This window comes from Rhodococcus aerolatus, assembly GCF_054783215.1.
In genome coordinates this window covers 19,203-44,528 of sequence record NZ_BAAGQZ010000020.1, presented here as the reverse complement: position 1 = coordinate 44,528, position 25,326 = coordinate 19,203, and the positions used below count along the sequence as shown (strand labels likewise).

27 protein-coding genes and 4 tRNA genes are annotated in these 25,326 nt (G+C 74.8%); 8 read left to right on the top strand and 23 right to left on the bottom strand.

The features are described 5' to 3' along the window. The 8 genes from secF to pdxT form a co-directional block, all read right to left on the bottom strand. Positions 1-1,061 (bottom strand): protein translocase subunit SecF (secF, locus tag ACYVOF_RS08660; RefSeq protein ID WP_460865621.1); only part of this gene is annotated, 1,061 nt, incomplete at its 3' end. Positions 1,062-1,146: 85 nt separating this feature from the next. Further along, on the bottom strand, positions 1,147-2,931 hold the full coding sequence (secD, locus tag ACYVOF_RS08655) for a protein translocase subunit SecD (protein WP_460865615.1): 1,785 nt from the start codon (positions 2,929-2,931) through the stop codon (positions 1,147-1,149). Positions 2,932-3,039: 108 nt separating this feature from the next. Then, positions 3,040-3,405 (bottom strand): preprotein translocase subunit YajC, encoded by a 366-nt coding sequence (gene yajC, locus ACYVOF_RS08650; protein WP_460865613.1) that lies wholly within the window; start codon positions 3,403-3,405, stop codon positions 3,040-3,042. A 197-nt stretch (positions 3,406-3,602) separates the two neighbouring features. Then, positions 3,603-4,661, bottom strand: a complete 1,059-nt coding sequence (gene ruvB, locus ACYVOF_RS08645) for a Holliday junction branch migration DNA helicase RuvB (RefSeq protein ID WP_460865619.1) — start codon at positions 4,659-4,661, stop codon at positions 3,603-3,605. 32 nt (positions 4,662-4,693) lie between these two features. Further along, complete coding sequence (gene ruvA, locus ACYVOF_RS08640) at positions 4,694-5,284, bottom strand: Holliday junction branch migration protein RuvA (RefSeq protein WP_460865612.1); 591 nt, start codon at positions 5,282-5,284, stop codon at positions 4,694-4,696. Then, positions 5,281-5,844, bottom strand: coding sequence for a crossover junction endodeoxyribonuclease RuvC (gene ruvC, locus ACYVOF_RS08635; RefSeq protein WP_460865610.1), 564 nt, complete (start codon positions 5,842-5,844; stop codon positions 5,281-5,283). The genes ruvA and ruvC overlap by 4 nt, the downstream gene beginning before the upstream one ends. Before the next feature lie 152 nt (positions 5,845-5,996). Continuing rightward, complete coding sequence (locus tag ACYVOF_RS08630) at positions 5,997-6,749, bottom strand: YebC/PmpR family DNA-binding transcriptional regulator (protein WP_460865608.1); 753 nt, start codon at positions 6,747-6,749, stop codon at positions 5,997-5,999. A 112-nt stretch (positions 6,750-6,861) separates the two neighbouring features. Beyond that, entirely contained in the window at positions 6,862-7,482 is a 621-nt protein-coding gene (gene pdxT / locus ACYVOF_RS08625) for a pyridoxal 5'-phosphate synthase glutaminase subunit PdxT (RefSeq protein ID WP_460865606.1), read from the bottom strand. Between the two features lie 69 nt (positions 7,483-7,551). Between pdxT and ACYVOF_RS08620 the strand changes: the two genes are divergently transcribed. Beyond that, positions 7,552-8,193, top strand: a complete 642-nt coding sequence (locus ACYVOF_RS08620; protein ID WP_460865604.1) for a nucleoside/nucleotide kinase family protein — start codon at positions 7,552-7,554, stop codon at positions 8,191-8,193. Between the two features lie 12 nt (positions 8,194-8,205). On the opposite strand, the gene ACYVOF_RS08615 is transcribed toward ACYVOF_RS08620, so the two are convergent. The 8 genes from ACYVOF_RS08615 to ACYVOF_RS08580 all read right to left on the bottom strand — a co-directional run bounded on the left by ACYVOF_RS08615 (position 8,206) and on the right by ACYVOF_RS08580 (position 15,809). Further along, a complete protein-coding gene (locus ACYVOF_RS08615) occupies positions 8,206-8,841 on the bottom strand; it encodes a maleylpyruvate isomerase family mycothiol-dependent enzyme (RefSeq protein ID WP_460865602.1) in 636 nt (211 codons plus the stop codon). Positions 8,842-8,907: 66 nt separating this feature from the next. Continuing rightward, positions 8,908-9,309: a rhodanese-like domain-containing protein gene (locus ACYVOF_RS08610; protein WP_460865600.1), complete on the bottom strand. Its 402-nt coding sequence runs from the start codon at positions 9,307-9,309 to the stop codon at positions 8,908-8,910. Continuing rightward, positions 9,306-10,154, bottom strand: a complete 849-nt coding sequence (gene pdxS, locus ACYVOF_RS08605; RefSeq protein ID WP_460865617.1) for a pyridoxal 5'-phosphate synthase lyase subunit PdxS — start codon at positions 10,152-10,154, stop codon at positions 9,306-9,308. The genes ACYVOF_RS08610 and pdxS overlap by 4 nt, the downstream gene beginning before the upstream one ends. Positions 10,155-10,310: 156 nt before the next feature. After that, positions 10,311-11,333, bottom strand: a complete 1,023-nt coding sequence (locus tag ACYVOF_RS08600) for an NUDIX hydrolase (RefSeq protein ID WP_460865599.1) — start codon at positions 11,331-11,333, stop codon at positions 10,311-10,313. Beyond that, entirely contained in the window at positions 11,330-12,469 is a 1,140-nt protein-coding gene (locus tag ACYVOF_RS08595; protein WP_460865597.1) for a glycosyltransferase family 4 protein, read from the bottom strand. The genes ACYVOF_RS08600 and ACYVOF_RS08595 overlap by 4 nt, the downstream gene beginning before the upstream one ends. Next, positions 12,469-13,365 (bottom strand): phosphatidylinositol mannoside acyltransferase, encoded by an 897-nt coding sequence (locus ACYVOF_RS08590; RefSeq protein WP_460865595.1) that lies wholly within the window; start codon positions 13,363-13,365, stop codon positions 12,469-12,471. The genes ACYVOF_RS08595 and ACYVOF_RS08590 overlap by 1 nt, the downstream gene beginning before the upstream one ends. Then, positions 13,362-14,036, bottom strand: a complete 675-nt coding sequence (pgsA, locus tag ACYVOF_RS08585) for a phosphatidylinositol phosphate synthase (protein ID WP_460865594.1) — start codon at positions 14,034-14,036, stop codon at positions 13,362-13,364. Before pgsA ends, ACYVOF_RS08590 begins: the two co-directional genes overlap by 4 nt. Before the next feature lie 54 nt (positions 14,037-14,090). Continuing rightward, positions 14,091-15,809: an alkaline phosphatase D family protein gene (locus ACYVOF_RS08580; RefSeq protein WP_460865592.1), complete on the bottom strand. Its 1,719-nt coding sequence runs from the start codon at positions 15,807-15,809 to the stop codon at positions 14,091-14,093. A gap of 106 nt (positions 15,810-15,915) precedes the next feature. Here ACYVOF_RS08580 and ACYVOF_RS08575 point away from each other — a divergent pair, with 106 nt between their 5' ends. Next, positions 15,916-16,572: a hypothetical protein gene (locus ACYVOF_RS08575; protein ID WP_460865590.1), complete on the top strand. Its 657-nt coding sequence runs from the start codon at positions 15,916-15,918 to the stop codon at positions 16,570-16,572. 16 nt (positions 16,573-16,588) lie between these two features. Here ACYVOF_RS08575 and ACYVOF_RS08570 read toward each other — a convergent pair whose 3' ends face one another. The 6 genes from ACYVOF_RS08570 to ACYVOF_RS08545 all read right to left on the bottom strand — a co-directional run bounded on the left by ACYVOF_RS08570 (position 16,589) and on the right by ACYVOF_RS08545 (position 21,480). Beyond that, on the bottom strand, positions 16,589-17,152 hold the full coding sequence (locus ACYVOF_RS08570; RefSeq protein WP_460865588.1) for an HIT family protein: 564 nt from the start codon (positions 17,150-17,152) through the stop codon (positions 16,589-16,591). Further along, positions 17,149-19,173, bottom strand: a complete 2,025-nt coding sequence (thrS, locus tag ACYVOF_RS08565) for a threonine--tRNA ligase (RefSeq protein ID WP_460865587.1) — start codon at positions 19,171-19,173, stop codon at positions 17,149-17,151. Before thrS ends, ACYVOF_RS08570 begins: the two co-directional genes overlap by 4 nt. 155 nt (positions 19,174-19,328) lie before the next feature. Continuing rightward, positions 19,329-19,403, bottom strand: a tRNA-Val gene (locus ACYVOF_RS08560). 76 nt (positions 19,404-19,479) lie between these two features. Continuing rightward, positions 19,480-19,983 (bottom strand): TIGR02611 family protein, encoded by a 504-nt coding sequence (locus ACYVOF_RS08555; protein ID WP_460865585.1) that lies wholly within the window; start codon positions 19,981-19,983, stop codon positions 19,480-19,482. A gap of 4 nt (positions 19,984-19,987) precedes the next feature. Further along, entirely contained in the window at positions 19,988-20,791 is an 804-nt protein-coding gene (locus ACYVOF_RS08550) for an anti-sigma factor (protein WP_460865583.1), read from the bottom strand. After that, positions 20,788-21,480 (bottom strand): RNA polymerase sigma factor, encoded by a 693-nt coding sequence (locus tag ACYVOF_RS08545; protein WP_460865581.1) that lies wholly within the window; start codon positions 21,478-21,480, stop codon positions 20,788-20,790. Before ACYVOF_RS08545 ends, ACYVOF_RS08550 begins: the two co-directional genes overlap by 4 nt. 249 nt (positions 21,481-21,729) lie before the next feature. Here ACYVOF_RS08545 and ACYVOF_RS08540 point away from each other — a divergent pair. From ACYVOF_RS08540 to ACYVOF_RS08530, 3 genes are all read left to right on the top strand, one after another. Further along, a tRNA-Gly gene (locus tag ACYVOF_RS08540) sits at positions 21,730-21,802 on the top strand. Positions 21,803-21,825: 23 nt separating this feature from the next. Then, positions 21,826-21,900, top strand: a tRNA-Cys gene (locus tag ACYVOF_RS08535). A 26-nt stretch (positions 21,901-21,926) separates the two neighbouring features. Beyond that, a tRNA-Val gene (locus ACYVOF_RS08530) sits at positions 21,927-22,001 on the top strand. Positions 22,002-22,261: 260 nt separating this feature from the next. On the opposite strand, the gene ACYVOF_RS08525 is transcribed toward ACYVOF_RS08530, so the two are convergent. After that, a complete protein-coding gene (locus ACYVOF_RS08525; RefSeq protein ID WP_460865579.1) occupies positions 22,262-22,978 on the bottom strand; it encodes a helix-turn-helix domain-containing protein in 717 nt (238 codons plus the stop codon). A 169-nt stretch (positions 22,979-23,147) separates the two neighbouring features. On the opposite strand from ACYVOF_RS08525, the gene ACYVOF_RS08520 reads away from it, so the two are divergent. The 3 genes from ACYVOF_RS08520 to ACYVOF_RS08510 are packed head-to-tail and all read left to right on the top strand — an operon-like array spanning position 23,148 to position 25,298. After that, positions 23,148-23,645 carry a hypothetical protein gene (locus tag ACYVOF_RS08520; RefSeq protein ID WP_460865578.1) on the top strand — a complete coding sequence of 166 codons (498 nt, stop codon included), beginning with the start codon at positions 23,148-23,150 and terminating at the stop codon, positions 23,643-23,645. Beyond that, a complete protein-coding gene (locus ACYVOF_RS08515; protein ID WP_460865576.1) occupies positions 23,642-24,604 on the top strand; it encodes a hypothetical protein in 963 nt (320 codons plus the stop codon). Before ACYVOF_RS08520 ends, ACYVOF_RS08515 begins: the two co-directional genes overlap by 4 nt. A 1-nt stretch (position 24,605) precedes the next feature. Then, entirely contained in the window at positions 24,606-25,298 is a 693-nt protein-coding gene (locus ACYVOF_RS08510) for a hypothetical protein (RefSeq protein WP_460865574.1), read from the top strand. The last annotated feature ends 28 nt before the right edge of the window (positions 25,299-25,326 follow it).

The following is a 25,326-nucleotide window of genomic DNA, read 5'->3' as shown; positions in this document are numbered from 1 at the left end:
GACCCGGCGGCCGCGGCCGGGGAGCCACCGGCGGCCGCGGCCGCGCGGCGGGCCATCACCCGGCGGGTGTGCTCGCGCACCTCGCCGCCGCGCTCCTTGAGGGTGACCAGCAGCGGCGTCGCGAAGAACACCGAGGAGTACGTGCCGGCCAGCAGCCCGGTCAGCTGCACCAGCGCGAGGTCCTTGAGCGTCCCCACGCCCAGCAGGCCCACCCCGATGACGAGCAGCCCCAGCACCGGCAGCACCGCGATCACCGTGGTGTTGATCGAGCGCATGAGCGTCTGGTTGACGGCGAGGTTGGCCTGCTCGGCGTAGGTGCGGCGGCTGAGGCTGAGGAAGCCGCGGGTGTTCTCCTGCACCTTGTCGAACACCACCACCGTGTCGTAGAGCGAGAACCCGAGGATGGTGAGCAGGCCGATGACGGTCGCCGGGGTCACCTCGAAGCCGACCAGGGAGTAGATGCCCGCGGTGAGGACCAGGTCGTGCACCAGCGCGGCGAGCGCGGCCAGCGCCATGTCGCGCTCGAAGCGGAAGCCGATGAACAGGCTGACCAGGACGAGGAACACCACGAGCGCGATGAGCGCCTTCTGCGTGATCTCCCCGCCCCACGTCTCGCTCACCGCGGAGTCGCTGATGGCGTCGACGCTGGACTGCCCGTCGGCCCCGACGACCTGGAACCGGTCGAGCAGCGCCTGCTTGAGGGTGGTCACCTGCTGGGTGTCCAGCGCGACCGAGCGGATCTGCACCGTCGCCGAGGACCCGGTGCCGACGGTCTGCACCGCGACGGGGTCCATGCCGAGCGCGGCGCGGTAGGTGTCCTCCACCGCGGAGGTCGTCGTCCCCGCGGCGGGCAGCTGCAGCTGGGTGCCGCCCTCGAAGTCGATGCCGAGGGAGAAGCCGCGGAACACCATCGAGCCGATCGAGACGACCATGAGCACGGCGACGATGCCGTAGAAGAGCTTGCGGCGGCCGATGACGTCGAACGCGCCGGTCCCGGTGTAGAGCCGGGAGAGGAAGCTGCCGCCGGCCTCCGAGGCCGCGGGCTCGCGCGGCTCGGCCACGGCGGTCCCGGTGCTCGTCCCCGACCCGGCTGCGCCGTCCCGGGTGTCGTCCCCGTCGCCGGCGGGCGTGTCGTCGCTGGCCACGTCAGGCCTCCTTGGTCAGGGTCGAGGAGCCGGGGCGGGACGCGCCGGCCTGCGCCGCCTCGGCCCGCTTGCGGTTGCGGGCGATCTGCTGGACCGCGCCCAGCCCGGTCACCGACGGGCGCGACCAGAAGTCCGAGCGGGAGGCCAGGACGACCAGCGGGTGGGTCACGAGGAACACGACGACGAGGTCGAGCACGGTGGACATGCCGAGGGTGAACGCGAAGCCCTTGACCTGGCCGACGGCGAGCACGTAGAGCACCGCCGCGGCGAGGAAGCTGACCGCGTCGGCGGAGAGGATGGTGTGCCGCGCCCGCACCCAGCCCCGGGGCACGGCGGAGCGGAAGCTGCGGCCCTCCCGGACCTCGTCCTTGAGCCGTTCGAAGAACACCACGAACGAGTCGGCGGTGATGCCGATGGCGACGATGAACCCGGCGATGCCGGACAGGTCGAGGGTGAAGCCGATGTAGCGACCCAGCAGGACCAGCACCCCGTAGACGATGACGCCGGAGAGCACCAGCGACAGCGCGGTGAGCAGACCCAGGGCCCGGTAGTAGACCAGGCAGTACAGCAGCACCAGCACCAGGCCGATGCCGCCGGCGATGAGCCCGGCCTGCAGCGACGCCGAGCCCAGGCTGGCCGAGACGGTCTGCGCCTCGGACTGGGAGAACGACAGCGGCAGCGACCCGTACTTCAGCGTGTTGGCCAGGTCGGCGGCCTGCTGCTGGGAGAACGAGCCGGTGATCTGGGTCTGCCCGCCGGTGATGGCCTGGTTGATCCGCGGCGCGCTGACGACCTGGGAGTCCAGGACGAAGGCGGCCTGCTTGCCGACGTTGGCGGCGGTGAAGTCCGCCCAGGTGGCGCTGCCCTCGGAGGTGAAGTCGAGGCTGACCTGGAACCCGACGCCGCCCTGCGCGGGGCCGCTGCTGGCCCCCGAGATCTGGGTGCCGGTGATGATGGCCGGGCCGAGCAGGTACTTCGCGTCCCCCGTGCTGGAGCAGGTGACCAGCGGCAGCGAGGGGTCGTCGTTGCCGAGCAGGGGGTCGTTCTGGTCGCACGCCAGGCCGGTCAGCGCCTGCGCCTGGGTGGCCTGGTCGGTCGACTGCCGCAGCGCCTTGGCCGCCGCGATCGCCGCGGCGGAGTCGGTGGGCGAGGACGGGGTGGCGGGGGCGGCAGCGGTCGGGGCCGCCGGGTCGGTCGACGTCGGGGCGGGCTCGGTCGTCGGCGTGGGCTCGGTCGTCGGGGCCTGGGCGGGGGCGACGAAACCCTGGGGCGCGGTGCCGGCGCTCGTCGGGGCGGGCTCGCTGGTCGGCGCCGGGGCCGAGGTCGACGCCGGGGCGGGGGCCGTGCTCGGCGCGGCCGGGTCGGTGCTCGGCGCGGTGCTGCCCGCGGTGGACCCGGTGGCCGAGGCGGCCACGGTCTGCAGCACGGGCCGGATGTAGAGCTGCGCCGTCTGGCCGAGGTTGCGGGCCTGCGAGCTGTTGTCCCCGGGAACGGTGATGACGAGGTTGCTGCCGTCGACGACGACCTCGGATCCGGAGACGCCGAGCCCGTTCACGCGCGTCTCGATGATGGTCCGCGCCTGCTCGAGGGACTGCTGCGTGGGCGGGTTGCCGTCCGGGGTCCGGGCGGTGAGCGTGACCTGAGTGCCGCCCTGCAGGTCGATGCCCAGCTTGGGCGTCGGGGACCGGTCACCGGTGAGGAACACCAGCGCGTAGAGCACTGCCACCACCGCGACGAACGCGGCCAGGTAGCGGGCGGGACGGATCTTCGCTGCGGGCGGGGCCACGGGCGGTCGGTCTCCTCGGGGTTCGGGCGGACGGGCGCGAGCGCGGGCCGTCCAGGGCCCGGGTTCCGCCGCCGGCGCGCGTCCCGTCACCCGGGCCGCGCGGGTGGGTCAGGACTTGCGCAGCGAGGGGCGGGTGTCGTCGACCTCGGTGGCGGTCGTGCCGGCGTCGCTGGTGTCGTCCACCAGCGCGTCCTCGTCGTCGCCGGTGGTGTCCTCGGCGTCGTCGGTCAGCTCCTGGCGGATGACCAGGCGGCTCCACGTGGTGACGACCCCCGGGGCGATCTCCAGGTCCACGGTGTCCTCGTCCAGCCCGGCGACGGTGGCGTGCAGGCCGGCCGTTGTCATCACGCGGTCCCCCACCTGCAGGGCGCTCTGCATCTCCTGCGTGGCCTTGAGCTCGCGGCGCTGGCGGCGGCTCTGCGTCACGAGCAGCACGACGAAGCCCACGATGAGCAGCGGGAAGATGAGTTCCATCGGTGGATCAGTCCTCTGGTCGGGGTCAGTGGGGGTCGTGCCCGGTGCGCGGCGCACGGGTGCGCGCAGTCGGCCCCAGTGTGCCACCCCGCCGTCGGTGGTCCGTCGACCCCGCGCGGGGCGCACTGCTCGGTGCCCGGGGCACCCCCGGGGCCGCGGCGGGCGCACCGTCCGGTGTCGGGAGGGCCCCGGGCCCGTCAGGTGGGCGGGTCGGCGGGGTCGAACAGCGACGGCTCCGCGCCGCGGCCGCCGCCGGCGCCGCTCACCGCGTCGGGCGGGGCGACGAGCCCCAGGTGCTGCCACGCCGCCGCGGTCGCCACCCGGCCGCGGGGGGTGCGGGCCAGCAGCCCGGCGCGGACCAGGAACGGCTCGCACACCTCCTCGACGGTGCCGGGCTCCTCCCCCACGGCCACGGCCAGGGTCGACACCCCGACCGGCCCGCCGCCGAAGCTGCGCACCAGCACCCCGAGCACGGCGCGGTCGAGCCGGTCCAGGCCCAGCTCGTCGACGTCGTAGACGGCCAGCGCGGCCCGGGCGACGGCCCGGGTGACGGCGCCGTCCGCGCGCACCTCGGCGTAGTCGCGGACGCGACGCAGCAGCCGGTTGGCGATGCGGGGGGTGCCGCGGCTGCGGCCGGCGATCTCGGCGGCGCCGTCGTCGCGCAGGTCGACACCGAGGATCCGCGCGGAGCGGGCCAGGACCCGCTCGAGGTCGGCGGGCTCGTAGAACTCCATGTGCGCGGTGAAGCCGAAGCGGTCGCGCAGCGGGCCGGTCAGCGCGCCGGAGCGGGTCGTGGCCCCGACGAGGGTGAACGGGGCGACGTCGAGCGGGATGGACGTGGCCCCGGGGCCCTTGCCGACGACGACGTCGACCCGGAAGTCCTCCATGGCCAGGTAGAGCATCTCCTCGGCCGGGCGGGCGATGCGGTGGATCTCGTCGATGAACAGCACGTCGCCCTCGACGAGGTTGCTCAGCATCGCGGCCAGGTCCCCGGCGCGCTCCAGGGCCGGCCCGGAGGTGAGCCGCAGCGCAGCGCCCATCTCCGCGGCGATGATCATCGCCAGGCTGGTCTTGCCCAGCCCGGGCGGGCCGGAGAGCAGCACGTGGTCGGGCGGCGCGCCGCGGTTGCGGGCCCCGGCCAGCACGAGGTCGAGCTGCTCGCGGACCCGGTGCTGGCCGATGAACTCGGCGAGGTCCTTCGGCCGCAGGCTGGCCTCGACGTCGTGGTCCTCGCGCAGCGCCTGCGCCGTGACCACCTCGCTGACGGGCTCGTCGGCGGCGCGGTCGCTCACCGCGTCCGCCCCAGCGAGCCCAGGGCCCGGCGCAGGGCGGCGGCCGTGTCCGCGGCCGGGTCCTCGGCCAGCACGGCGTCGACGGCCGGCTCGGCCTGGCGTGCGGCGAAGCCGAGGCCGAGCAGCGCGTCGACGACCTGGTCGCGCACCGGGCCGCCCCCGGTGGTCCCGTCCTCGGGCGTGGGGGTGACCTCGACCTTGTCGCGCAGCTCGACGACCATCCGCTCCGCCCCGCGCTTGCCGATGCCCGGCACCCGCATGAGGACCGTCAGGTTGCCGTCGGCCAGCGCCCCGCGCAGCACGTCGGGCTCCAGCACCGCCAGCACGGCCATGGCCAGCCGCGGCCCGACGCCGGAGACCGTCTGCAGCAGCGAGAACAGCGCGCGCTGGTCGTCGTCGGCGAAGCCGTAGAGGGTCAGCGAGTCCTCCCGCACCACCAGCGTGGTGGCCAGCTGCGCCTCGGTGCCGCGCCGCAGGCCGCCCAGGGTGGCGGGGGTGGCGAGCACGGCCAAGCCGACCCCGCCCACCTCGAGCACGGCGTGGTCCAGCGCGATCGCGGTGACCCGGCCGCGGACCGAGGAGATCACGCGCGGGCCCGGGCGGCGGCGAGGCGGGCGAGGTGGCGGCGGCGGGCGTCCTCGGCCTGGGCCTGCGCGGCGGCCATCCGGGCCAGCATGGGCGCGCGCCAGCAGTGGCAGATGGCCAGGGCCAGGGCGTCGGCCGCGTCGGCGGGGCGCGGAGCCACCTCGAGGCCGAGCAGCCGGGTGACCATGGTGGTGACCTGCTCCTTGCCCGCGGTGCCGCTGCCGGTGACGGCGGCCTTGACCTCGCTGGGGGTGTGGAAGCTGACGGGGATGCCGCGGCGGGCGGCGGCCAGGGCGACGACTCCCCCGGCCTGCGCGGTGCCCATCGCGGTGCGCACGTTGTGCTGGGAGAACACCCGCTCGACGGCGACGACGTCGGGCCGGTGCGCGTCGAGCCACTGCTCGGCCGCGTCGGCGATCCGCAGCAGCCGACGGGAGAGCTCGAGGTCGGCGGGGGTGCGGACGACGTCGACGGCGACAGCGGCCACCTCGCGGCCCCGCCCGGCGTCGACCACCCCGAACCCGCACCGGGTCAGGCCAGGGTCGACCCCGAGCACCCGCACGCACGCCTCCCCGACCGCTGCCCGAACTGACGTTCGAACCCTAGCGAGGCCGCCCCGCACGGCCGCCCTGCGACACGCGCCCGCCCTCCCGGAGTGTCTGCAAGCACCACCCGGACGGTCCGGCGGGGTCTGCAGCCACCGCCAGGACGCGCTCAGGCGTCGAGCTCGGCCAGCACCTCGTCGGAGAGGTCGACGTTGGACCACACGTTCTGCACGTCGTCGGAGTCCTCGAGCGCGTCGACCAGGCGGAACACCTTGCGGGCCCCGTCGGCGTCCACGGCCACGCTCATCGACGGCTGGAAGCTGGCCTCGGCCGAGTCGTAGTCGATGCCCGCGTCCTGCAGCGCGGTGCGCACGGCGACGAGGTCGGTGGGCTCGGAGACGACCTCGAAGGTGTCGCCGTTGTCGGTGACCTCCTCGGCCCCGGCCTCGAGCACGGCCAGCAGCAGGTCGTCCTCGGTCAGGCCGTTCTTCTCCAGCGTCACCACGCCCTTGCGGGCGAACAGGTAGGACACCGAGCCCGGGTCGGCGAGGTTGCCCCCGTTGCGGCTCATCGCGGTCCGCACCTCGCCGGCGGCGCGGTTCTTGTTGTCGGTCAGGCACTCCACCAGCACGGCGACCCCGCCGGGGGCGTAGCCCTCGTACATGATCGTCTGGTAGTCGGCGCCGCCCGCCTCCTCGCCGGCCCCGCGCTTGCGGGCGCGCTCGATGTTGTCGTTGGGCACCGAGGTCTTCTTCGCCTTGGCGATCGCGTCGAACAGCGTCGGGTTGCCCGCCGGGTCACCGCCACCGGTACGGGCCGCGACCTCGATGTTCTTGATCAGCTTGGCGAAGGACTTGCCGCGCCGGGCGTCGATCACGGCCTTCTTGTGCTTCGTGGTTGCCCACTTGGAGTGGCCGCTCATCGGCGCGCGCTCCTCTCGTCGGGCGGGCGGCGGCCGGTCGGCCCGCCTCCGCTGGTGGTCCCTGCTCGGCGTCCATCCTAGTCGGGACGGCCTCCGTGCCCGGGCCCGCGGCTCAGGCCTGCGCGAGCACGGTGTCGACGAACAGCCGGTGGACGCGGACGTCCCCGGTGACCTCGGGGTGGAACGAGGTGGCCAGCAGCGGGCCCTGCCGCACCGCCACCACCGCGCCGACGGCCCCCGCGGCCACCCCGGGGGCGTCGGGCACCCGGGCCAGCACCTCGACGCCCCCGCCCACCCGCTCCACCCAGGGGGCGCGGATGAACACCGCCCGCACGTCGCCGCCGGGGACGCCGGTCAGCGGGAGGTCGGTCTCGAAGGAGTCGACCTGCCGGCCGAAGGCGTTGCGCCGCACCGTGACGTCGAGGACGCCGAGCGAACGGGCCTCGGGCCGGGTGTCGAGGACCTCGCGGGCCAGCAGGATCATCCCGGCGCAGGAGCCGTAGGCAGGCATCCCGGCCTCGAGGCGGGCGCACAAAGGCTCGAGCAGCGCGAACGAGACGAGCAGCCGGCTCATCGTCGTCGACTCCCCGCCGGGCAGGACGAGCGCGTCCACCCCGGCGAGCTCGGCCTCGCGGCGCACCGGGACCGGCTGCGCCCCCACCGCGGCGAGCGCGGCGAGGTGCTCGCGGACGTCGCCCTGCAGGGCGAGCACGCCGACGCGGGGTGGGGTCACGGCGGGTCAGCCTAGGCAGCGGCGGGGCCGGTCCCGCCGCCCCCGCCCGGGGCGGGCACCATCGCGGCCGTGGCCGACGCACCGCGGTTCCGCCCGCTGACCCCCGACGCGCTGGCCGACGAGGTGCTGGCCCGCTGCCTGGCCGCCCCCGCCGGCGGGGTGGCGCTGCGGGTGGCGGTGGACGGGGCCGACGCGGCACGGCCGGACCTGCTGGCCGACCTGGTCGCCGCCCGGCTGCGCGCCGCGGGCCGGGCGCCGCTGCGGGTCTCGGCCGTGGACTTCCTGCGGCCCGCCTCGCTGCGCCTGGAGCACGGCCGCGAGGACCCGACGAGCTACCAGCAGGACTGGGTGGACCACGGGGCGCTGGCCCGGGAGGTGCTCGACCCGCTGGGCCCCGGCGGGGCGGGGACGTGGCTGCCACGGCTGTGGGACGCCGCCCGCGACCGCTCCGCCCGGGAGCCGGTGCGCCCGGCCGCGGCGGGGTCGGTGCTGCTGCTCGACGGGCCGATGCTGCTGGGCCGGGGCCACCCGCTCGACCTCGTGGTGCACCTGCACCTGTCCGCGGGGGCGCTGCGGCGGCTCACCCCCGACGCCGACGGCTGGACCGTGCCCGCCCTGCTCGAGCACGAGGACGCGACGGGCACCGACGACGCCGCGGACCTGCTGGTGCGCGCCGAGCACGCGGACCGCCCCGCGCTGCGGGTGGGCTGACCCCGGGCGGGGTCAGCGCAGGCGGTCGCGCAGCGTGGCCACCCCGTCCCCGTCGAGGTCGGCCAGGGCGACGGTGCGGCCGACGGCGGCGAGGGCCAGTGCCTCCGACGGCCCGCGCACCACCGGGCCCGCCCCGGCGGTGAAGTCGCTGTCCGTGGCGACCAGGGCGAGGCCGTCGAGGCGTCCCCGCGGCACGAAGATCCCGGCCCGGCCGCTGCTGAGGTGGGCGAGCACGGGCTCCCACTGGGCGGGGGTGGGGCCGGTGGCCGCGCCGAGCGGCCGTGCGGCGTCGCGCAGGTGCAGCGAGACCTCGACCAGCGGGGTGATCGGCGGCGAGCCGGGCGGGCGGAACGGGTGGTCGGCCCGCTCCCGGAGCACGCGCACCACGTCCGCGGGCGGCGCCTGGGCGGCGCGCCGGCTGGCCCGGTCCATGGCGCGGTCGACCGAGCCGCGCGCGACGAGCAGGTCGCGCAGGAACCCGGTGCGCGACAGCGTCATCGGCAGCGCCAGGTGGGCGGCGAGGACGCGGACGTCCCAGCCGGTGCACAGGCTGGGGGTGGCCAGCTCGCGCTCGCTCAGGCCGTCGAGCAGGTCGGCCGCGACGCGGCGGTGCCCGGCGACCTGCTCGCGCACCGCGTCGGCGTCCACGCCGTCACGCTAGGCCCGGGCCCGGCGGCCGCACCAGGCCCGGACGGACGGCACCGGACCCAGAGGTCAGCGGCGGACGTCGACCGGGCCGTCGTGGGTCGGCAGCCCGGCCGCGAGCCACGCCTCGACCCCGCCGGCCAGGTCCGTCGCCCGCGGCAGGCCCACGGCGCGCAGCGAGGCGGCGGCCAGGCTGGAGGAGTACCCCTGACGGCACACCACGACGACGACCACGTCCGGGCCGGTCGCCTCCGGGATGCGGTGCGGGCAGGTCGGGTCGAGCCGCCACTCGAGCACGGTGCGGTCGATGACGAGCGCGCCGGGCAGGTCGCCCTGCTCGGCGCGCTGCACGTCGGTGCGGGTGTCGACGAGCAGCGCGCCCGCCGCCACCGCCGCGGCCGTCTCGTGCGGGTCGAGCCGGTGCACGCCGTGCCGCGACGCCGCGAGCACGGCGTCGACGCGGGCGCTCACCAGCCGCGCGTGGACAGCCGGTGGTCGACGGGGATCTGGTCCACGTTGAGGCCGACCATGGCCTCGCCGAGCCCGCGGGAGACCTTGGCGATCATCTCGGGGTCGTCGTGGAAGGTGGTGGCCTTGACGATGGCCTCCGCGCGCTGGGCGGGGTTGCCGGACTTGAAGATCCCCGAGCCGACGAACACGCCGTCGGCGCCGAGCTGCATCATCATGGCCGCGTCGGCGGGGGTGGCGATGCCGCCGGCGGTGAACAGCACGGTGGGCAGCCGGCCCTCGCGGGCGACCTGGGCGACGAGGTCGTAGGGGGCCTGCAGCTCCTTGGCCGCGACGAACAGCTCGTCGGGGCTCAGCGAGGTCAGCCGGCGGATCTCGCCGCGGATGGCCCGCATGTGGGTGGTGGCGTTGGAGACGTCGCCGGTGCCGGCCTCACCCTTGGAGCGGATCATCGCCGCGCCCTCGGTGATGCGGCGCAGCGCCTCGCCGAGGTTGGTCGCCCCGCACACGAACGGCACGGTGAACGCGTTCTTGTCGATGTGGTTCGCGTAGTCCGCGGGGGTGAGCACCTCGGACTCGTCGACGTAGTCGACCCCGAGGCTCTGCAGCACCTGCGCCTCGACGAAGTGCCCGATGCGCGCCTTGGCCATCACCGGGATGGTGACGGTGGCGATGATCGAGTCGATCATGTCGGGGTCGCTCATCCGGGACACGCCGCCCTCGGCGCGGATGTCGGCGGGCACCCGCTCGAGCGCCATGACGGCGACGGCGCCGGCGTCCTCGGCGATGCGGGCCTGCTCGGCGGTGACCACGTCCATGATCACGCCGCCCTTGAGCTGCTCGGCCATGCCGCGCTTGACGCGGGCGGTGCCCGGCCCGCTGGGGGTGGTGGCGTCGGTGGTCGTGTCCTGCGTGGTCACTGCGATCTCCAGGTCCTGGGGGGTTCCCGTCGGGGAGGTCCCATGGTAGGGCCAGCCGCCGCACCCGGCGTCCGCGGGGACGCCTCAGGTGATGTCGCGCACGGTGACCGGGGCGCCGCCCGCCGCAGCGTCCGCCGCCTCCCCCAGCAGGTCCGCCAGGGCGGGCGGGTACACCGGCTCCCCCGCGGCGGCCAGCGCGCGCAGCTCGGCCGCGGAGCACCACCGGGTCTCGGTGACGACGCGGCGCTCGAGCTCGGTCGGGGCCGCGGCGACCGCGTCGAAGGCGGGCACCCGCAGCACCCAGTACCGCTCGTCGAGCGACCAGGCGACCCCGTCGAACGCGAAGTCGGTGGTGCGGCGGAACACCGGGCCGACGAGGTCGGCCGCGTCCGCCCGCAGCCCGGTCTCCTCCCACAGCTCGCGGACCGCGGCGGCCGGGCCGTCCTCGCCCTCCTCGACGCCGCCGCCGACGGTGGTCCACCACGCCCGGGACGGGTCGCGGGGGTCGCGCCCGCGCTGCACCAGCACCCGCTCGTCCTCGTCGAGCACCACCACCCGTGCCGTGTCGCGCCGCGCCGGGTCCGCCGGGACGTGGGCCTGCGTGCGGGCCACGGCGTCGAGGGTCCGCCGCTCCGCGATCTCGAGGTAGGTCGGCGCGGGGGCCGTGCCGCCGAGGCGCAGCAGGCGGACCGGGCGGCGGCCCCGCAGGGCGAGGGTGTCGCGGACGGCGTCGTTGTGGAAGCGGCGGGCCAGCAGCACCCGGGCCTCGGCGTCGGCGAGCTCCGCGGCCAGCCGGGGGTCGAGCCCGTCGAGGCCCAGCTCGTCGAGCGCCGCGGAGAGCGCGTTCTCCGCGTCCTCCCGGCTGCGCCGGTCGGCCCGCTCGGCCCGGTCGGCGAGGCGGGCCAGGGCCGGGGTGCCCCGCGGGTCCCGGGCCAGGGCGCGGGCGACGACGGCCCGGCGGGCCAGCGCCGCGTCGAGCGCCACCCAGGCGGTGTCGGTGCGGACGTGCAGCCGGTCGAGCCGGCTCGCGGTGCCCGCCGCCCACAGCGCCACCAGGCCCAGCACGACGACGACGAGGACGACGAGCAGCACCACCCCCGTGCTCACGGCAGCACCTCCGGGCCCTCGTGCACGCGCTCGTGCCCGGCGGTGACGGTCTCGTAGACGCGCACCACCTGCGCGGCGACCACGGACCAGTCGTAGCGGGCGACGGTCGCGCGGCCGCGCTCGACGAGCTCGTCGCGGCGGGCCCGGTCCCCGAGCAGCCCGACCAGCGCCGTCGCGAACGCCGCCCCGTCCCCGACCGGGACCACCAGCCCGGCGGTGCCGTCGTCGAGCACGCGGCGGAACGCGTCGAGGTCCGCAGCCACCACCGCGGTGCCCGCGGCCATCGCCTCGCACAGCACGATGCCGAAGCTCTCCCCGCCGGTGTGCGGCGCGCAGTAGACGTCGGCGCTGCGCAGCGCGGCCGCCTTCTGCTCGTCGGTCACCTGCCCCAGCACGCGCAGGTGCGAGGCCAGCTGCGGGCCGGCCGCCCGGCGCAGCGCGGCCTCGTCACCCCGGCCGACGACGAGCACCTCCACGTCGGGGTGCGCCGCCACCACGGCGGGCAGCGCCTCGAGCAGCACCGGCATGCCCTTTCGGGGCTCGTCGTAGCGGCCGAGGAACGCCACGGTGGGGCCGTTGCGGGGGTAGCCGGGCAGCAGCGGGCCCTCGGCGAAGCGGGCGACGTGCACCCCGTTGGGGATCTCCACCGCGTCCGAGCCGAGCGCCTCGACCTGCCAGCGCCGGGCCAGGTCGGACACCGCGATGCGGCCCGAGATGCGCTCCAGGAACGGCTGCAGCACCGGGGTGAACGTGCTGAGCACCCGCGACTTCGTCGTGGAGGTGTGGAAGGTGGCGACGATGGGCCCGGTGGCCACGGCCATCGCCCACATCGACAGGCTGGGCGCGTTCGGCTCGTGCAGGTGCAGCACGTCGAAGTCGTGCTCGCGGATCCAGCGCCGCACCCGGTTCATCGTCTTGGGGTCGAACGCCAGCCGGGCCACGGACCCGTTGTAGGGCACCGCGATCGTCTTCCCGCTGCTCTCCACGTACGGCGGCAGCACGGTGTCGTCGTCCGCGGGGGCGAGCACGCTGACGTCGTGGCCCAGCTCGATGAGCACGCCGGCGAGCTCGGCCACGTGGGCCTGCACCCCGCCGGGGACGTCGAACGAGTACGGGCACACCATGCCGACGCGCATCAGGCCGCCCCCGCCCGGTCGGCGGTGAACACCGGCTGCAGGGCGTGCCAGTCCTCGGGGTGGGCGCGCAGCGCGTCGGCGAAGGCGTCGGCCAGGCCCTGGCACGCCGCGGCGACCCCGGCCGGGCCGCGGCCGACGGGCACCTCCGGGTAGACCCGGAACCCCCAGCCGTCCCCGTCGAACCAGCACGCGGCGGGCAGCAGCGCCGCCCCGGTGTGCTGGGCCAGGCGGGCGGGGCCGGGCGGCAGCCGCACCTCCTCGCCGAACAGGGTGGCGGCCACCCCGGTCGAGCCGAGGTCCCGGTCGGCGAGCAGGGCGACGACGCCGCCAGCCTGCAGGCGGCGGATGCACGCGCGCAGCGGGTTCTCCGCTCCGCCGGTCAGCGGCACGATCTCGAAGCCGAGGCCCTCGCGGTAGGCGACGAAGCGCTGGTAGAGCGACTCGGGGTGCAGCCGCTCGACGATGGTGGTGAAGGTGCCCAGGCGGTCGACCAGCCACAGCCCGGCCGCGTCCCAGTTGCCGGCGTGCGGCAGGGCGAGCACCGCGCCGCGGCCGGTGGCGAGGACGTCGAGCAGCAGGTGGTCGTCGGCGACCGCGTCGTGCACCGCCGCGGTCACCTCGGCGTGGGTGCTGGGCAGCCGGAACGCCTCGCGCCAGTAGCGGGCGTAGGAGCGCAGGCCGGCGGCGACGAGCGCGTCGGGCACCTGCTCGGGCGGGCAGCCCAGCACCCGGGCCAGGTTGCGGCGCAGCTGGGTGACGCCCTTGCCGCCGCGCCGGGCGCCCACCCGGGCGCCGAGGTCGAACGCGGCGGCGGCGACCGGCCCGGGCAGGGCCCGCACGAGGCGCCACCCCGCCGCGTAGGACAGGTCGGTGGCCCGCTCGGCGCGGGTGCTCACGCGGGCGGGGCGGTGCCGGCCTGGGCCGCGCCCCCGGCCCCCGTGGTCCTACCCGGTGCGGTGCTCCCGGTGGCCTGGGCCGCCCGGCGCACCGCGAGCACCCGCTGCACCACGGTGAACACGCTGCCCACCGTGAGCAGGTACGCCGCCAGGTACACCGCCCACGGCACGCCCAGCCCGGTGAACCCGGTGCCGACGAGGATGATGATCAGGCGCGAGGGTCGCTCGACGAGGCCCTTCGGCGCGGCGAACCCGCTGGCCTCGGCCCGGGCCTTGGCGTACGAGGTCACCTGCGAGGTGATGAGGCAGACCAGCAGGGCGGCCGCCAGCGGCTTGCTGCCCGCGGTGGTGAACGCCCACCAGGTGAGCGAGGCGAACACGGCGCCATCGGCGATGCGGTCGCCCGTCGCGTCGAGCACCGCGCCGAAGGCGGTGCCGCCCCCCTGCACCCGCGCCATGGCGCCGTCGAGCATGTCGAACATGACGAACAGCCAGATGAGCAGGGTGCCGACGAACAGGTGGTCGGTGGGGAACAGCGTCACCGCGGCCAGCACGCTGAGCACGGTGCCGATCACGGTCATGCCGTCCGGGGTGAGGCCGCGGCGCAGCAGCCACGCGCCCATCGGCTCGGTGACCCGCGACGCGGACGACCTGGTGATCAACCTGACCATGCGAGCGACCCGACCCCTCCGACCCCACCGGGGTCCCGGCGGCTCCGGGCCAGGCTAGTCGGCCGCGGCGACGCTCCCCGCCAGCCGCTGCTCGGCGGTGCGGCGCAGCAGCTGCTCCCCGGTGGGGGCGAGGAAGGCGTGGTCGACCGCGACCGCGGCGGCCCGGCCGTCGAGCACCACGGTCATGACCCCGTTGTCGAACCACGGCCCGTCGGTGACGTCCCACTCCACGCCGGGGTCGGTGACCCCGGCGGCGCGGGCCAGCCGGCGCAGCGCCCGGGTGGTGCCGGGCCGGGCGATGACCTTGTTGGCCACCTGGATGGGCAGGTTCAGCGGGTTGCGGAACGGCGACATGGTCAGCTGGTGCACCGCAGGCGCCCCGTCCCCCTCGAGGCCCTCGACGCGGGCGGCCGCCAGGTAGGAGCAGTGCACGTCGCCGGAGAGCCACAGCACCGAGGCGGGGGCGTCGGGCTCGGCGGCCACGTCGCGGACCAGGTCGACCATGGCGTCGAACGACGTGCGGAACGCGGCCCAGTGCTCGAGGTCGACGTCCTGGCGGATCTTCTCCGCCAGCCGCGCCGCCCGCCCGCCCCAGCGGCCGGCCGCGGTGGCCTCGTTCCAGCCCTCGAGGTGGTGGATGCCGGGCAGCAGCAGCACCGGCAGGGTCGAGGCGACCAGCAGGTGCTCCGCGCCCGGTTCCAGGGCCTGCTCCCGGAACCACGCCCACTCGGCGTCGTCGACCATCGCGCGGTCGTCGGGGTCGAGCCGGCGCGAGCAGCGGGAGTCGAGCACCAGCAGCCGGGTGCGGCCCAGGTCGCGGCGGAAGCTCCAGCGCGCGCTGGTGGGCTCGGCGTCGGCGCGGCGGGCGAAGTCGGCGAGCAGCGCCTCGCGGGCGGCGTCGTCGGGCGCGGCGCGGACCGCGGCGTAGAGCTCGTCGCGGGCCAGCTCGGCCGGGGTGAGGTTGCCCAGGTGCTGGTAGACCCAGTACGAGGAGAACGCGCCCACCACCCGGGCGTCCCACCACGGGGCCCGGCCCACCTCCTCGCGCCACGACTGCGAGGTGTTCCAGTCGTCGCGCAGGTCGTGGTCGTCGAGGATCATCGCGGTCGGCACGCTGGCCAGCAGCCACCGCACCTCGGGCGCGGACCACGACTCCCGGTAGAGCCAGCTGTACTCCTCGAAGTCGCAGATCTCGTCGGCGACCTCGCCGCTGCGCCTCGCCCCCTCCGGTCCCATCCCCGCGGCGCGGCGCTCGCGCAGCCGCAGCCGGATCCGCTCGGACGGGTCGTCGGCGTAGACCTGGTCGCCGAGCAGCAGCAGCGCGTCGGGCCACTGGTCGGGGGTGGTCCGCGCCATCGACGCCGCGAGCGCGACCAGGGCGTCGGCCCCGACGAGGGCCAGGTCGGCGTCGGTGTAGCCCTCGCCGCGCCGGCAGGAGCCGAAGGCCAGGCGCACGACCCCGTCGGCGGCGGGGACGCGGATCACGCCGGGGCGCTCCTGCGGCGCGGGCCAGGCCCGGTGCCCGTCGAGCTCGACGGTGTAGGTGAGCTGGTCGTCGCTGCCCGGGTCGAGGTCGGGGCAGACCACGAGGGCGAAGTGGTGGCCGTGCACGCCCCAGGTGGGCTCGGTGGCGGTGACGGCGTCCCCGTCCCCGCCGCGGACGGTCACGGTGACCGTCGCCGGGCGGTCCACCTCCACCCACACCGTCGCGCTGCCGCGGTCCACGTGGCGCAGCAGGGGTCCCAGCACCAGCGCCGGGCGCACGTCCGTCATCGCGCCGACCTTGCCAGTACCGCCGTGGGGCGACAACCGGGCCTCTAGGGTGGCCCCCGTCGTCGGGCGGTCCGGCGACGGGGCCCGCGCCCGGAGGGGGGACACCGTGCCGAGGACGACCGGACCCGTGCTGGCCGCGGCCCTGGCCGCGGTGGCCCTGGGCCTGGGTGGGTGCACCACGACGCTGGCCGGGCAGGCCGGGGTCGACCCCGCCGCGACCGCCGCAGGCACGCCCGCCCCGTCGGCCCCCGCGTCGAGCAGCCCCGCCCCGGTACCGAGCAGCCCGACCGAAAGCCCGACGGTGCCCTCGCCGGCCACCACCTCGGCCGCGCCCGCGTCGGGCGAGGTGCCCATCGTCGACGCCGGGCTCCCCGACGACTGCCTGCTGACCGCGGCGCAGATGGGTGCGCTGGCCTCGGTGGGCCCGATGGCGCCGGAGCAGACGACCGTCACCCAGAGCGACGGGCAGACCGTGGTGTCGTGCTTCTACACCGAGCAGGGCAGCTTCCAGCCCAAGGGCCGGATCCAGGTGTACACGACCACCGGGGCGCCGGTGTCGGAGGTGATGGACCGGCTGCAGGGCACGCCGGTGCCCGGGGTCGGCGACCGTGCCGTGCTGGTGCGCAGCGGCGAGCAGAACCTGCTGTGGTTCGCGGCGGGCCCGCGCATCGCCACCGTGCGGCTCACCGGCGGGCTCGACGGGTCGGCCGAGGCGTTCCGCACCGCCGGGCAGCAGGCCGCCGCCGCGCTCGCGACGCGCTGAGCGCCACCCACCCGCCTCAGCCCGGCCAGGCCTCCGCGAGCAGCCCGCGCGTCTCGGCCAGCAGCTGCGGGAGCACCTTCGTCCCGCCGAGCACGGTGATGAAGTTGGCGTCGCCACCCCAGCGGGGCACCACGTGCTGGTGCAGGTGCGCGGCCAGCGAGCCGCCCGCCACCCCGCCGAGGTTGAGGCCCACGTTGAACCCGTGCGGCTGCGAGACCGAGCGGATGACGCGCACCGCGGTCTGCGTCACCGTCATCAGCTCGTGGCTCTCGGCGTCGGTGAGGTCCTCGAGCTCGGCGACGTGGCGGTACGGCAGCACCATGAGGTGCCCCGGGTTGTACGGGTAGAGGTTGAGCACGGCGTAGACCTGCTCGCCGCGGTGCACCACGAGGCCGTCGGCGTCGCCCATCGCGGGGATGGCGCACAGCGGGCAGCCGGGCTCGCCGTCGTGGGGCACCTCCTCGGCGTCCGGCCCGGTGGCGATGTAGGACATCCGGTGCGGGGTCCACAGCCGCTGCAGCCGGTCGGGCTCGCCCGGGCCGCTCACCCGGATCTCCCCCGGCCCGGCCGCGTCGCTCACCCCGCCCTCACGAGCTCGGCCGTGGGCGAGGCGTTCTCCCGGCGTGCCACCCAGTCGACGACGAGGGCCACCGCGGCCTCGACGGGCACACCGTTGACCTGGGTGCCGTCGCGGAAGCGGAAGCTGACGGCGCCGGCCTCGACGTCGCGCTCCCCCGCCAGCAGCAGGAACGGCACCTTCTGCGTGGTGTGGGTGCGGATCTTCTTCTGCATCCGGTCGTCGGAGTGGTCGACCTCCACCCGGATGCCGGCGGCCTTCAACTGTCGGGCCACGTCGTCGAGGTGGTCGGCGAAGGTGTCCGCGACGGGGATGCCGACGACCTGCACCGGCGCGAGCCAGGCGGGGAACGCGCCGGCGTAGTGCTCGACGAGCACGCCCATGAACCGCTCGATCGACCCGAACTTGGCCGAGTGGATCATCACCGGCTGCTGCCGGGTGCCGTCGGCGGCCACGTACTCCAGGTCGAAGCGGTCGGCGGAGGGCTGGTTGAAGTCGTACTGCACGGTACCCATCTGCCAGGTGCGGCCGATCGCGTCGCGGGCCTGCACCGAGATCTTCGGGCCGTAGAACGCGGCGCCGCCCGGGTCGGGCACCAGCTCCAGGCCGCTGGCCACCGCGACGTCCTCGAGCACCCCCGTGGCCACCGCCCAGTCCGCCTCGGACCCGACGAACTTGTCGGGCTTGGAGTCGTCGCGGGTGGAGAGCTCGAGGTAGAAGTCGTCCATCCCGAAGTCGCGCAGCACGCTGAGCATGAAGTCGAGCAGGTGGCGGACCTCGTCGGGCGCCTGCTCCGGGGTGCAGTAGGAGTGCGAGTCGTCCTGGGCGAAGCCGCGCACCCGGGTCAGGCCGTGGATGACCCCGGAGCGCTCGTTGCGGTAGACGTGGCCGAACTCGAACAGCCGCAGCGGCAGCTCGCGGTAGGAGCGCTGCCGGGAGCGGTAGACGAGGTTGTGCATGGGGCAGTTCATGGCCTTGAGCCGGTAGGGGTTGCCGTCCACGTCGAGCGCCGGGAACATCCCCTCGCCGTAGTACGGCAGGTGCCCGGAGGTGTGGAACAGCTGCTCCTTGGCGATGTGCGGGGTGCCGACGTAGTCGAAGCCCTCCTCGATGTGGCGGCGGCGGACGTAGTCCTCCATCTCCCGCTTGATGACCCCGCCCCGCGGGTGGAAGACGGGCAGGCCGGAGCCGATCTCGTCGGGGAAGCTGAACAGGTCGAGCTCGGTGCCGAGCCGGCGGTGGTCGCGGCGCTCGGCCTCGGCGAGCAGCTCGAGGTGGTTGTCCAGCGCCTCCTGGGACTCCCACGCGGTGCCGTAGACGCGCTGCAGGTCGGCGTTGGCCTGGTCGCCGCGCCAGTACGCGGCCGAGCTGCGGGTGAGCCGGAACGCGGGGATGTGCTTGGTGGTGGGCACGTGCGGGCCGCGGCACAGGTCGCCCCAGACCCGCTCGCCCGAGCGCGGGTCGAGGTTGTCGTAGACGGTCAGCTCGCCCTCGCCGACCTCCATCACCTCGGGGTCGTCCACACCGGACTTGTCGCGGACCAGCTCGAGCTTGAACGGCTCGTCGGCCAGCTCGGCCTCCGCGTCGGCCACCGAGTCCACGACCCGGCGGGAGAAGCGCTGAGCGCCCTTGATGATCTTGCGCATCGTCTTCTCGAGGGCGGTGAGGTCCTCGGGGGTGAACGGCCGGTCGACCTGGAAGTCGTAGTAGAAGCCGTTGGTGATGGGCGGGCCGATGCCGAGCTTGGCCTGCGGGAAGTGCTGCTGCACGGCCTGGGCGAGGACGTGCGCGCAGGAGTGGCGGATGACCGTCCGACCGTCGGCGGTGCCGGCGAGGACGGGGACCACCTCGGTGTCGACGTCGGGGGTGAAGGACAGGTCGCGGAGCACGCCCTGCGGGTCGCGGACGACGACGACCGCGTCAGCGCCCCGGCCCGCCCAGCCGGCCTCGCGCACGGCCGTGCCCGCGGTGGTCCCGGCGGGGACGGCGACGGGGGTCGGGCTGGCGGGCACGGGCTGGGCCACGGCGGGGCGCTCCTCGCGGTTCGAGTGGGAGATGACGGGTGTGCGGGACGCGACCGCGCCCGCACGGCGATGCTATCCGCGGGGCGGGGGCCGCGAGGCCCCGGACGCACCACAGGCCCGCTCCCCCGGGTGGGGTGCGGGCCTGCGGTGCTGCGTGGTGGTCCCGGCTGGGTTCGAACCAGCGACCTTCCCGGTGTGAACGGGACGCTCTTCCGCTGAGCCACGGGACCAGGCGTGCCGCAGCGGCACGTGCGGGGCGGAACGCTAGCACGTCCGGTGGGCGTGCCCACCGTCCGGGCGGTGGGGCTAGAGCCCGAGCGGGGACTGCAGCCAGCCGGGCTCGAACCCGAACCAGCCGCCGACCAGCGCGAGCGCACCGATCAGCCACAGGGTGGCCACGACGATGACCCCCACGCCCAGCGCCACCAGGGCCTGCACCACGCGGGACTGCCGGCCCAGCCAGGCCGTCCACGCGTCGTAGTACTTCTTGACGAACTTCAGGGCGCGGTTGGCCCAGGTGAACTCGCTGGCCAGGATGGCGAGCCCGGCGATGACGATGGCCCAGCCGGGCCCGGGGTAGGGGATGGCGAGGATGCCGACGACGAGCACGATCCCGCCGACGACGCCGACGGCGATGCGGTAGGCCAGGGCACCGCCCGGCTTGGACTTGATGTCCGCCCGCTTGGCCTTGATGGTCCCGACCAGTCCGGAGGACTGCTCGCGGCCGTCCTCGTCGGACGCCGGTGACGCACCGGCACCGCCCCGGGTGGGGGCGGTGCCGGTGGTGTGGGACCTGTCGGTCTCGCTCATGGGGTCATGCTCTCACCTGGCCGCTGGCCACGACGGTCGTGGGAACGGTGGGCACGCCGTCGCTGGGCTCGATGGACATGGCGTACGTCTGGTACGTCGTCCCCGCTGCGGGGAGCGGGTTGACCTGCCGGGCCCCCAGGGCGTCCGAGCCGGCGGGGGCGAGGTCGCCGAGCGGGACGGGCACGCCCTTCTCGTCGAGGCCCCACATCCAGATGGCCTCGCCTGCGCTGACCTCGGGCATGTCGACCGGCAGGAGCAGCTCGTGGTCGTCGGTGGCCAGGAGCACCGCCACCGGGGCCTGGTCGCCGGCACCGCTGAGCACCACCTGCCGCACGCCCGGGCTGGCCAGGTCGCGGACGACGGTGTCGGCGGTGCCGGACGCGACCTGCGTCGGCTGGCCGGAGGACCCGGAGCCCAGCTGGGTGCCCGCCCAGCCGCCGACGGCACCGACGGCGAGGACCAGGACGGCCGCGGCGGCCACGAGCACCCGGCGCGGCCGGCTGGTGCGCGCCGGGGCGGCGATGACGGTGTGGATGACGGGCCGGCCGGTCGGGGCGTCCGCGGCGGGCCGCGCCGGACCGGCCGCACGCGCCGCCTCGAGGATGGAGGCGCGCAGCCGGGCCGGGGGGTCGAGCTGCGGGGTGCCGGTGCCCAGCAGCGCTGCGGTGTGCTCGGTGGCGGCGACCTGGTCGCGGCACTCGGCGCAGAGCGGGAGGTGGGCGGCCACGCTGGCCTCCTCCTCGGGCTCGAGGGCGTGCAGGGCCCAGCCGACGGCGAGGTCGCGCTGGGGGCAGGGGGTGGTGCTCATCGGGCACCTCCCTCGGTGGCGGCGGCGATCCCGAAATCGACGGACAGCGGGCCGAGCGCGGTGCGCAGCCGGTTGGCCGCGGCGAACATGCGGGACTTGACGGTGCCCAACGGCACGCCGACCAGGGCGGCGACCTCGCGCTGGGTGTAGCCGCCGTAGTAGGCGAGCATCATCGCGGTGCGCTGCTCGACGGGGAGCTCGCGGAGCGCGGCCTTGACGTGGTCGGCCACGACGGCGCCGATGGCGTCCTGGTCGGCGCCCGGGGTCTCGGGGGCGAGCCGGTCGGTGGTCTCGTCGTCGACGGCCACCTGGCGGCGGCGATGCACGCCCTCGCGGCGGACGGCGTCGACGGCCTTGTGGTGGACCAGGGTGAGCAGCCAGGAGGAGAACGCGCCGCGGTCGGGCGAGAACTTCGACGGGTCGCGCCAGACGGTGAGGAACACCTCCTGCACCACGTCCTCGGCCAGCAGCTCGTCGACGCACACGCGGCGGGCCAGGGAGTAGGCGGGGCGGGAGTAGCGGTCGTAGAGCGCGGCCAGCGCGCCCTCGTCACCCGCGCCCAGCCGGGCGACGAGCCGCGCGTCCTCCGCGGCGCGCTCGGCCCCGCCCGGGCCTCCGGCACGGCCACGCCGCACCGGGGCGCCGCTGGGCGCCTCCGGAGCCACGTCGGCCGTGTTGCCCTCAGCCACAGTCAGCATCCTCACGTCGGGTGTTCGGTCCCGGTGTGCTCGCCGGTTCGCCCCGTCCGGGACGCGCCGGCCGGACGCCGGTCGACGACTCAGCAGCCACTGTAGTGCGGTGATCGTCCGGACCCCCGGACGAGCGCGTCGGTGACGGGCGCTGCGACCGGCCCGGTTTGGAGCGCGGCGCCGGGGTCCGCTACTGTTCCGCCTCGCACGACGCACCGGGTCGGGGCCACCACGGACCACCCCGGTGATGCGGATGTAGCGCAGCTGGTAGCGCACAACCTTGCCAAGGTTGGGGTCGCGGGTTCGAATCCCGTCATCCGCTCGAGAAGGCCGTGAGGCCCTCCCGGCGGAGTGGCCGAGTGGCTTAGGCAAGGGCCTGCAAAGCCCTGTACACGGGTTCGATTCCCGTCTCCGCCTCCATCTCGACGCCGGTTCGTCCCGGTCCCGCGCGATTAGCTCAGCGGGAGAGCGCTTCCCTGACACGGAAGAGGTCACTGGTTCAATCCCAGTATCGCGCACCAGTTCAGAGGTACTTTCCTTGCCAGCGTGACCTGAACGTGACCTATAAATGTCTGTGGGAGGTCACGCCGGGGTCCGAAGGTCCCCGCGCGACATGGCCCTCACGGGGTCCTGTCTTCCCTCCCCCAGGAAGTACCCAATCGCCCACGGGTGTCGGCGAACCACCCGGCTCGTGGCGTCGTCTGAAGACAGCGAAATCCCCGTAGCTGATCCAGCTGGGATACGGGTTGCGACCGGGCGCACGGGCAAGGCCGGGGTCGAACTAGTAAATTCCGAGGCGCCTGAACTCGGCGGCGCGTACTCGAGCGTGCAGTTCGAGGACTCGCTCGGCCGTCGTCTTGAGGATCGCGCCGATGCGGCTCGCCTCGGGGGTGCTTATCGGCCGGTGTCCCGACTCAATCGCTTGATATACCCCCTGCGAAAATCCAGTGAGTCGGGCAGCCGCTGCCTGACTAAAGCCGGCCTGGTGTCGCAGGTCCCGTAACACCATGTCTTTCTCTTCCACGGGGACGAGGGCAGCCACGTGTACGCCGAGGGCACGTGCAACCTCGGTGAGCGCCCGCGGCGACGGTGTCCGTCTACCCGTCTCCCAGCCGTTCAGGGTCGTCGCGCCGACACCAGACAGCAGCGCGAGATCTCGAAGCGTGAGCCGGCGGCAGGTCCGTAGTTGGATTAGAGCTGCTCGGCTGAAACGGGTAATCCCCGGACCACTCGCGTCAGCGTCTTCGCTGACGTGTTGATCCTCTTTGCGCTGGTCCGGGCCCGATGTGTCGGGCGAGCCAGCGGGTCGTTGAGAAATATGCGTACACGAAGTTGCTCTCTCAAGCCGATCGCTGGTTGATACCCTCAGGCCAGGGTCATCGAGTTTCGCCAGGCATCCGGACGGATCGGGATTTTCGGTCGGCGACCAGTGGTGACGGGGGCAAGAGGCGCGGAGGGTCGCTCGGGGAGGAGCACTCAGCGCGTGGCTGTGTCTCACGGTACTTACGTGCAGAACATCTAGGTGATAGCCAATGGACCGGACGGCCGCGGTAAAGAAACTTCGAGTAGCAGCGAGCGCTACTTGCCTGGCGATGGGACTGACCGCCTGCGCGACATCGGTCGGTCCCGGGTCTGCGGGCGGAACACTCTCCTCGACTCAACTTCCTGTGCCTTCCGCACGCGAGACCAGCGTCGCGCCCGGCACCATCTCCGACCCCGCCCTCGCGTCGGCCCTCGATGAGGCCGCCCGCAGGTACTGGTCGGTGCAGTCCCAGGTGTATGTCGACCCGCGGGCCAACATGGGCCTTGTCGACACAGCTGCGACCGGGCAAACGGCGACCGATCTGCGTTTCCAAGCGCAGCAGATCATCGACAAGAACCTCCGCGTGACCGGGTCAGTCGCGGTAGTTCGCACGAACATCGCCTCGGTCATGCCTAGTCCGGTTGTCTCGGGGCAGTTGGCTACTGCGGTGGTCAAGACCTGCAACGACGTGTCTGCCATACAGATCGACACAGCTGATGGAACGTCGACGATTGACCCGAACCGCCTACCGCAGAACCAAGCCTCTCTGACGCTGGTGAACGCAGACCCATCGGCGCCGGCTGGGTGGCGCGTCAGCGCCATCGACCAGGGCCCCGCCGTCCCTTGCGACTCCGCCTCATGAAGCGCGGGCAGCTCGCTGCAGCTCTCGGCGCTGGGTTGATGCTTGGGGTCGCCGGCGCCCAGCCGGCACTCGCGCAGACCGACGTGTCTGTCGGCGGCGGCGGCTCCTTCGGCTCGGTGCAGATCACGATCACGGCGCCGCCGTCGGGCGGCGGCGATGATGGCGGTTCGGCGCCGTCGGGCGGCGGCGGCGGCACAGCGCCGGTGTCTAACGGCGGTGGCGCGTCCGACGGGGGCTCTGCCCCAACGGGCCCGTCCTACATCCCGGGTCTGGACTCCTACGGGTCTGTTGGGTGCTCGTCGACGGGCAACGCGGCGTGCATCGCTGGCGGTTCGGGTGGGTTGTCCGCGGGGTTCCTCAACAGTGTTGGGCTCGCCGGCTGTCAGCTGGGTGGAGCGTGCCCCGGCACGGGCGCTGCAACGGCGGGTGCCCCCGCGACCCCTACCCCGCCACCGCCGCCGTCTCCCGCGCAGGTGGCGCAGATCGCGATAGCACAGCTCGGGCTGCGTGCGGGCACGCCGCGGTTGTCGGCGAACCCGAACACAGCGGTCGGCCTGCCGGTGTGGATGTGGGTCGACCGGTCGCCGCAGACCACCGGCCCGCAGTCGGTCACGGCCGCACTGGGCCCCACGGTGGTGACGGCGACGGCGGTGCTGTCGCGGATCACCTGGTCGATGGGCCCGGCCGGCGCGGTCGCGGTGTGTAACGGGCCGGGCACCCCGGCCCCGGCGCGGCTGCTGTTTCAGGGGGACAACTCCCCGGACTGCGGTTACTCCTACGCCCAGCGTTCGCTCCCGGAGCGCACCGGCGGCACCGGCCGGTGGCCGGTGACGGCGACCTCGACGTTCGCGATCACCTGGGTGGGCGGCGGCCAGGTCGGCGCCCAGACCTTGACCTTGTCCGCAGCTACCAGCGTCGAGGTCGGCGAGCTGCAGGCCGTCGTGACCGGAGGAAGCTGAGATGACCACGACCGACCTGCCCCGCAACGGGGTCACCCAGTCCTCCGCGGTGCCGCCGCTGCCGTCGGTGTCCACGGCCCGGCGGCAGCGCCGCCGGGGCCTGCTGGCCCTTGCCCTGGCCCTGGTCGTCCTGTTCGCCGTGGGCACCGTGGCGGCGTTCGACTACTTCTCCGCGACCCACTCCGCGGTCGGGGTGGGTCGGACCGTGCCCTACGGCCAGCAGGTCACCTCCGGTGACCTGGTCGAGGTGTCCATCCCCAACGGGGACACCCTCAACTCGATCGACTGGGCCGCCCGGGACTCCCTGGTCGGCGGGTTCGCCTCGACCACGCTGCAGGCCGGGCAGCTCCTGCCCGGCGGCGTGGTCGTGGCGTCGCTGACCCCGCCCCCCGGTTCCGCGCTGGTCGCGGTCGGGGTCAAGGTCGGGTTCCTCCCGGCGACCGAGCTGGCCGCGGGCGACCAGGTGCGGGTCGTCGCGGTGCAGACCGCGACGTCGGCGACGGGTGCGGCGGCCGGTTCCAGCAGCTCGATCCCGACCGGTCAGGCGGTGCAGGCGTCGGTGTTCTCCATCGGCGGCACGGACGCCTCCGGGTCCACCGTCGTCGACGTCGTCGTCGCCGACCGCGACGCGAACGCCGTCGCTCAGCTGTCCGCGCTCGGCGCGGCGGCCATCGTGCTGACCCCGAAGGGCTGATGACGTGCTGATCGGACTGCTCTCCACC

What these genes read in the sequence shown, in the direction of transcription:
- ACYVOF_RS08630 (WP_460865608.1), bottom strand. Translation starts at nt 6,749, where the DNA reads ATGAGCGGCCACTCCAAGTGGGCAACCACGAAGCACAAGAAGGCCGTG.
- pdxS (WP_460865617.1), bottom strand. Translation starts at nt 10,154, where the DNA reads ATGGCCGAGCAGCTCAAGGGCGGCGTGATCATGGACGTGGTCACCGCC.
- yajC (WP_460865613.1), bottom strand. Translation starts at nt 3,405, where the DNA reads ATGGAACTCATCTTCCCGCTGCTCATCGTGGGCTTCGTCGTGCTGCTC.
- ACYVOF_RS08515 (WP_460865576.1), top strand. Translation starts at nt 23,642, where the DNA reads ATGAAGCGCGGGCAGCTCGCTGCAGCTCTCGGCGCTGGGTTGATGCTT.
- ACYVOF_RS08580 (WP_460865592.1), bottom strand. Translation starts at nt 15,809, where the DNA reads ATGACGGACGTGCGCCCGGCGCTGGTGCTGGGACCCCTGCTGCGCCAC.
- ACYVOF_RS08510 (WP_460865574.1), top strand. Translation starts at nt 24,606, where the DNA reads ATGACCACGACCGACCTGCCCCGCAACGGGGTCACCCAGTCCTCCGCG.
- ACYVOF_RS08555 (WP_460865585.1), bottom strand. Translation starts at nt 19,983, where the DNA reads ATGAGCGAGACCGACAGGTCCCACACCACCGGCACCGCCCCCACCCGG.
- pgsA (WP_460865594.1), bottom strand. Translation starts at nt 14,036, where the DNA reads ATGGTCAGGTTGATCACCAGGTCGTCCGCGTCGCGGGTCACCGAGCCG.
- ACYVOF_RS08550 (WP_460865583.1), bottom strand. Translation starts at nt 20,791, where the DNA reads ATGAGCACCACCCCCTGCCCCCAGCGCGACCTCGCCGTCGGCTGGGCC.
- ACYVOF_RS08595 (WP_460865597.1), bottom strand. Translation starts at nt 12,469, where the DNA reads ATGCGCGTCGGCATGGTGTGCCCGTACTCGTTCGACGTCCCCGGCGGG.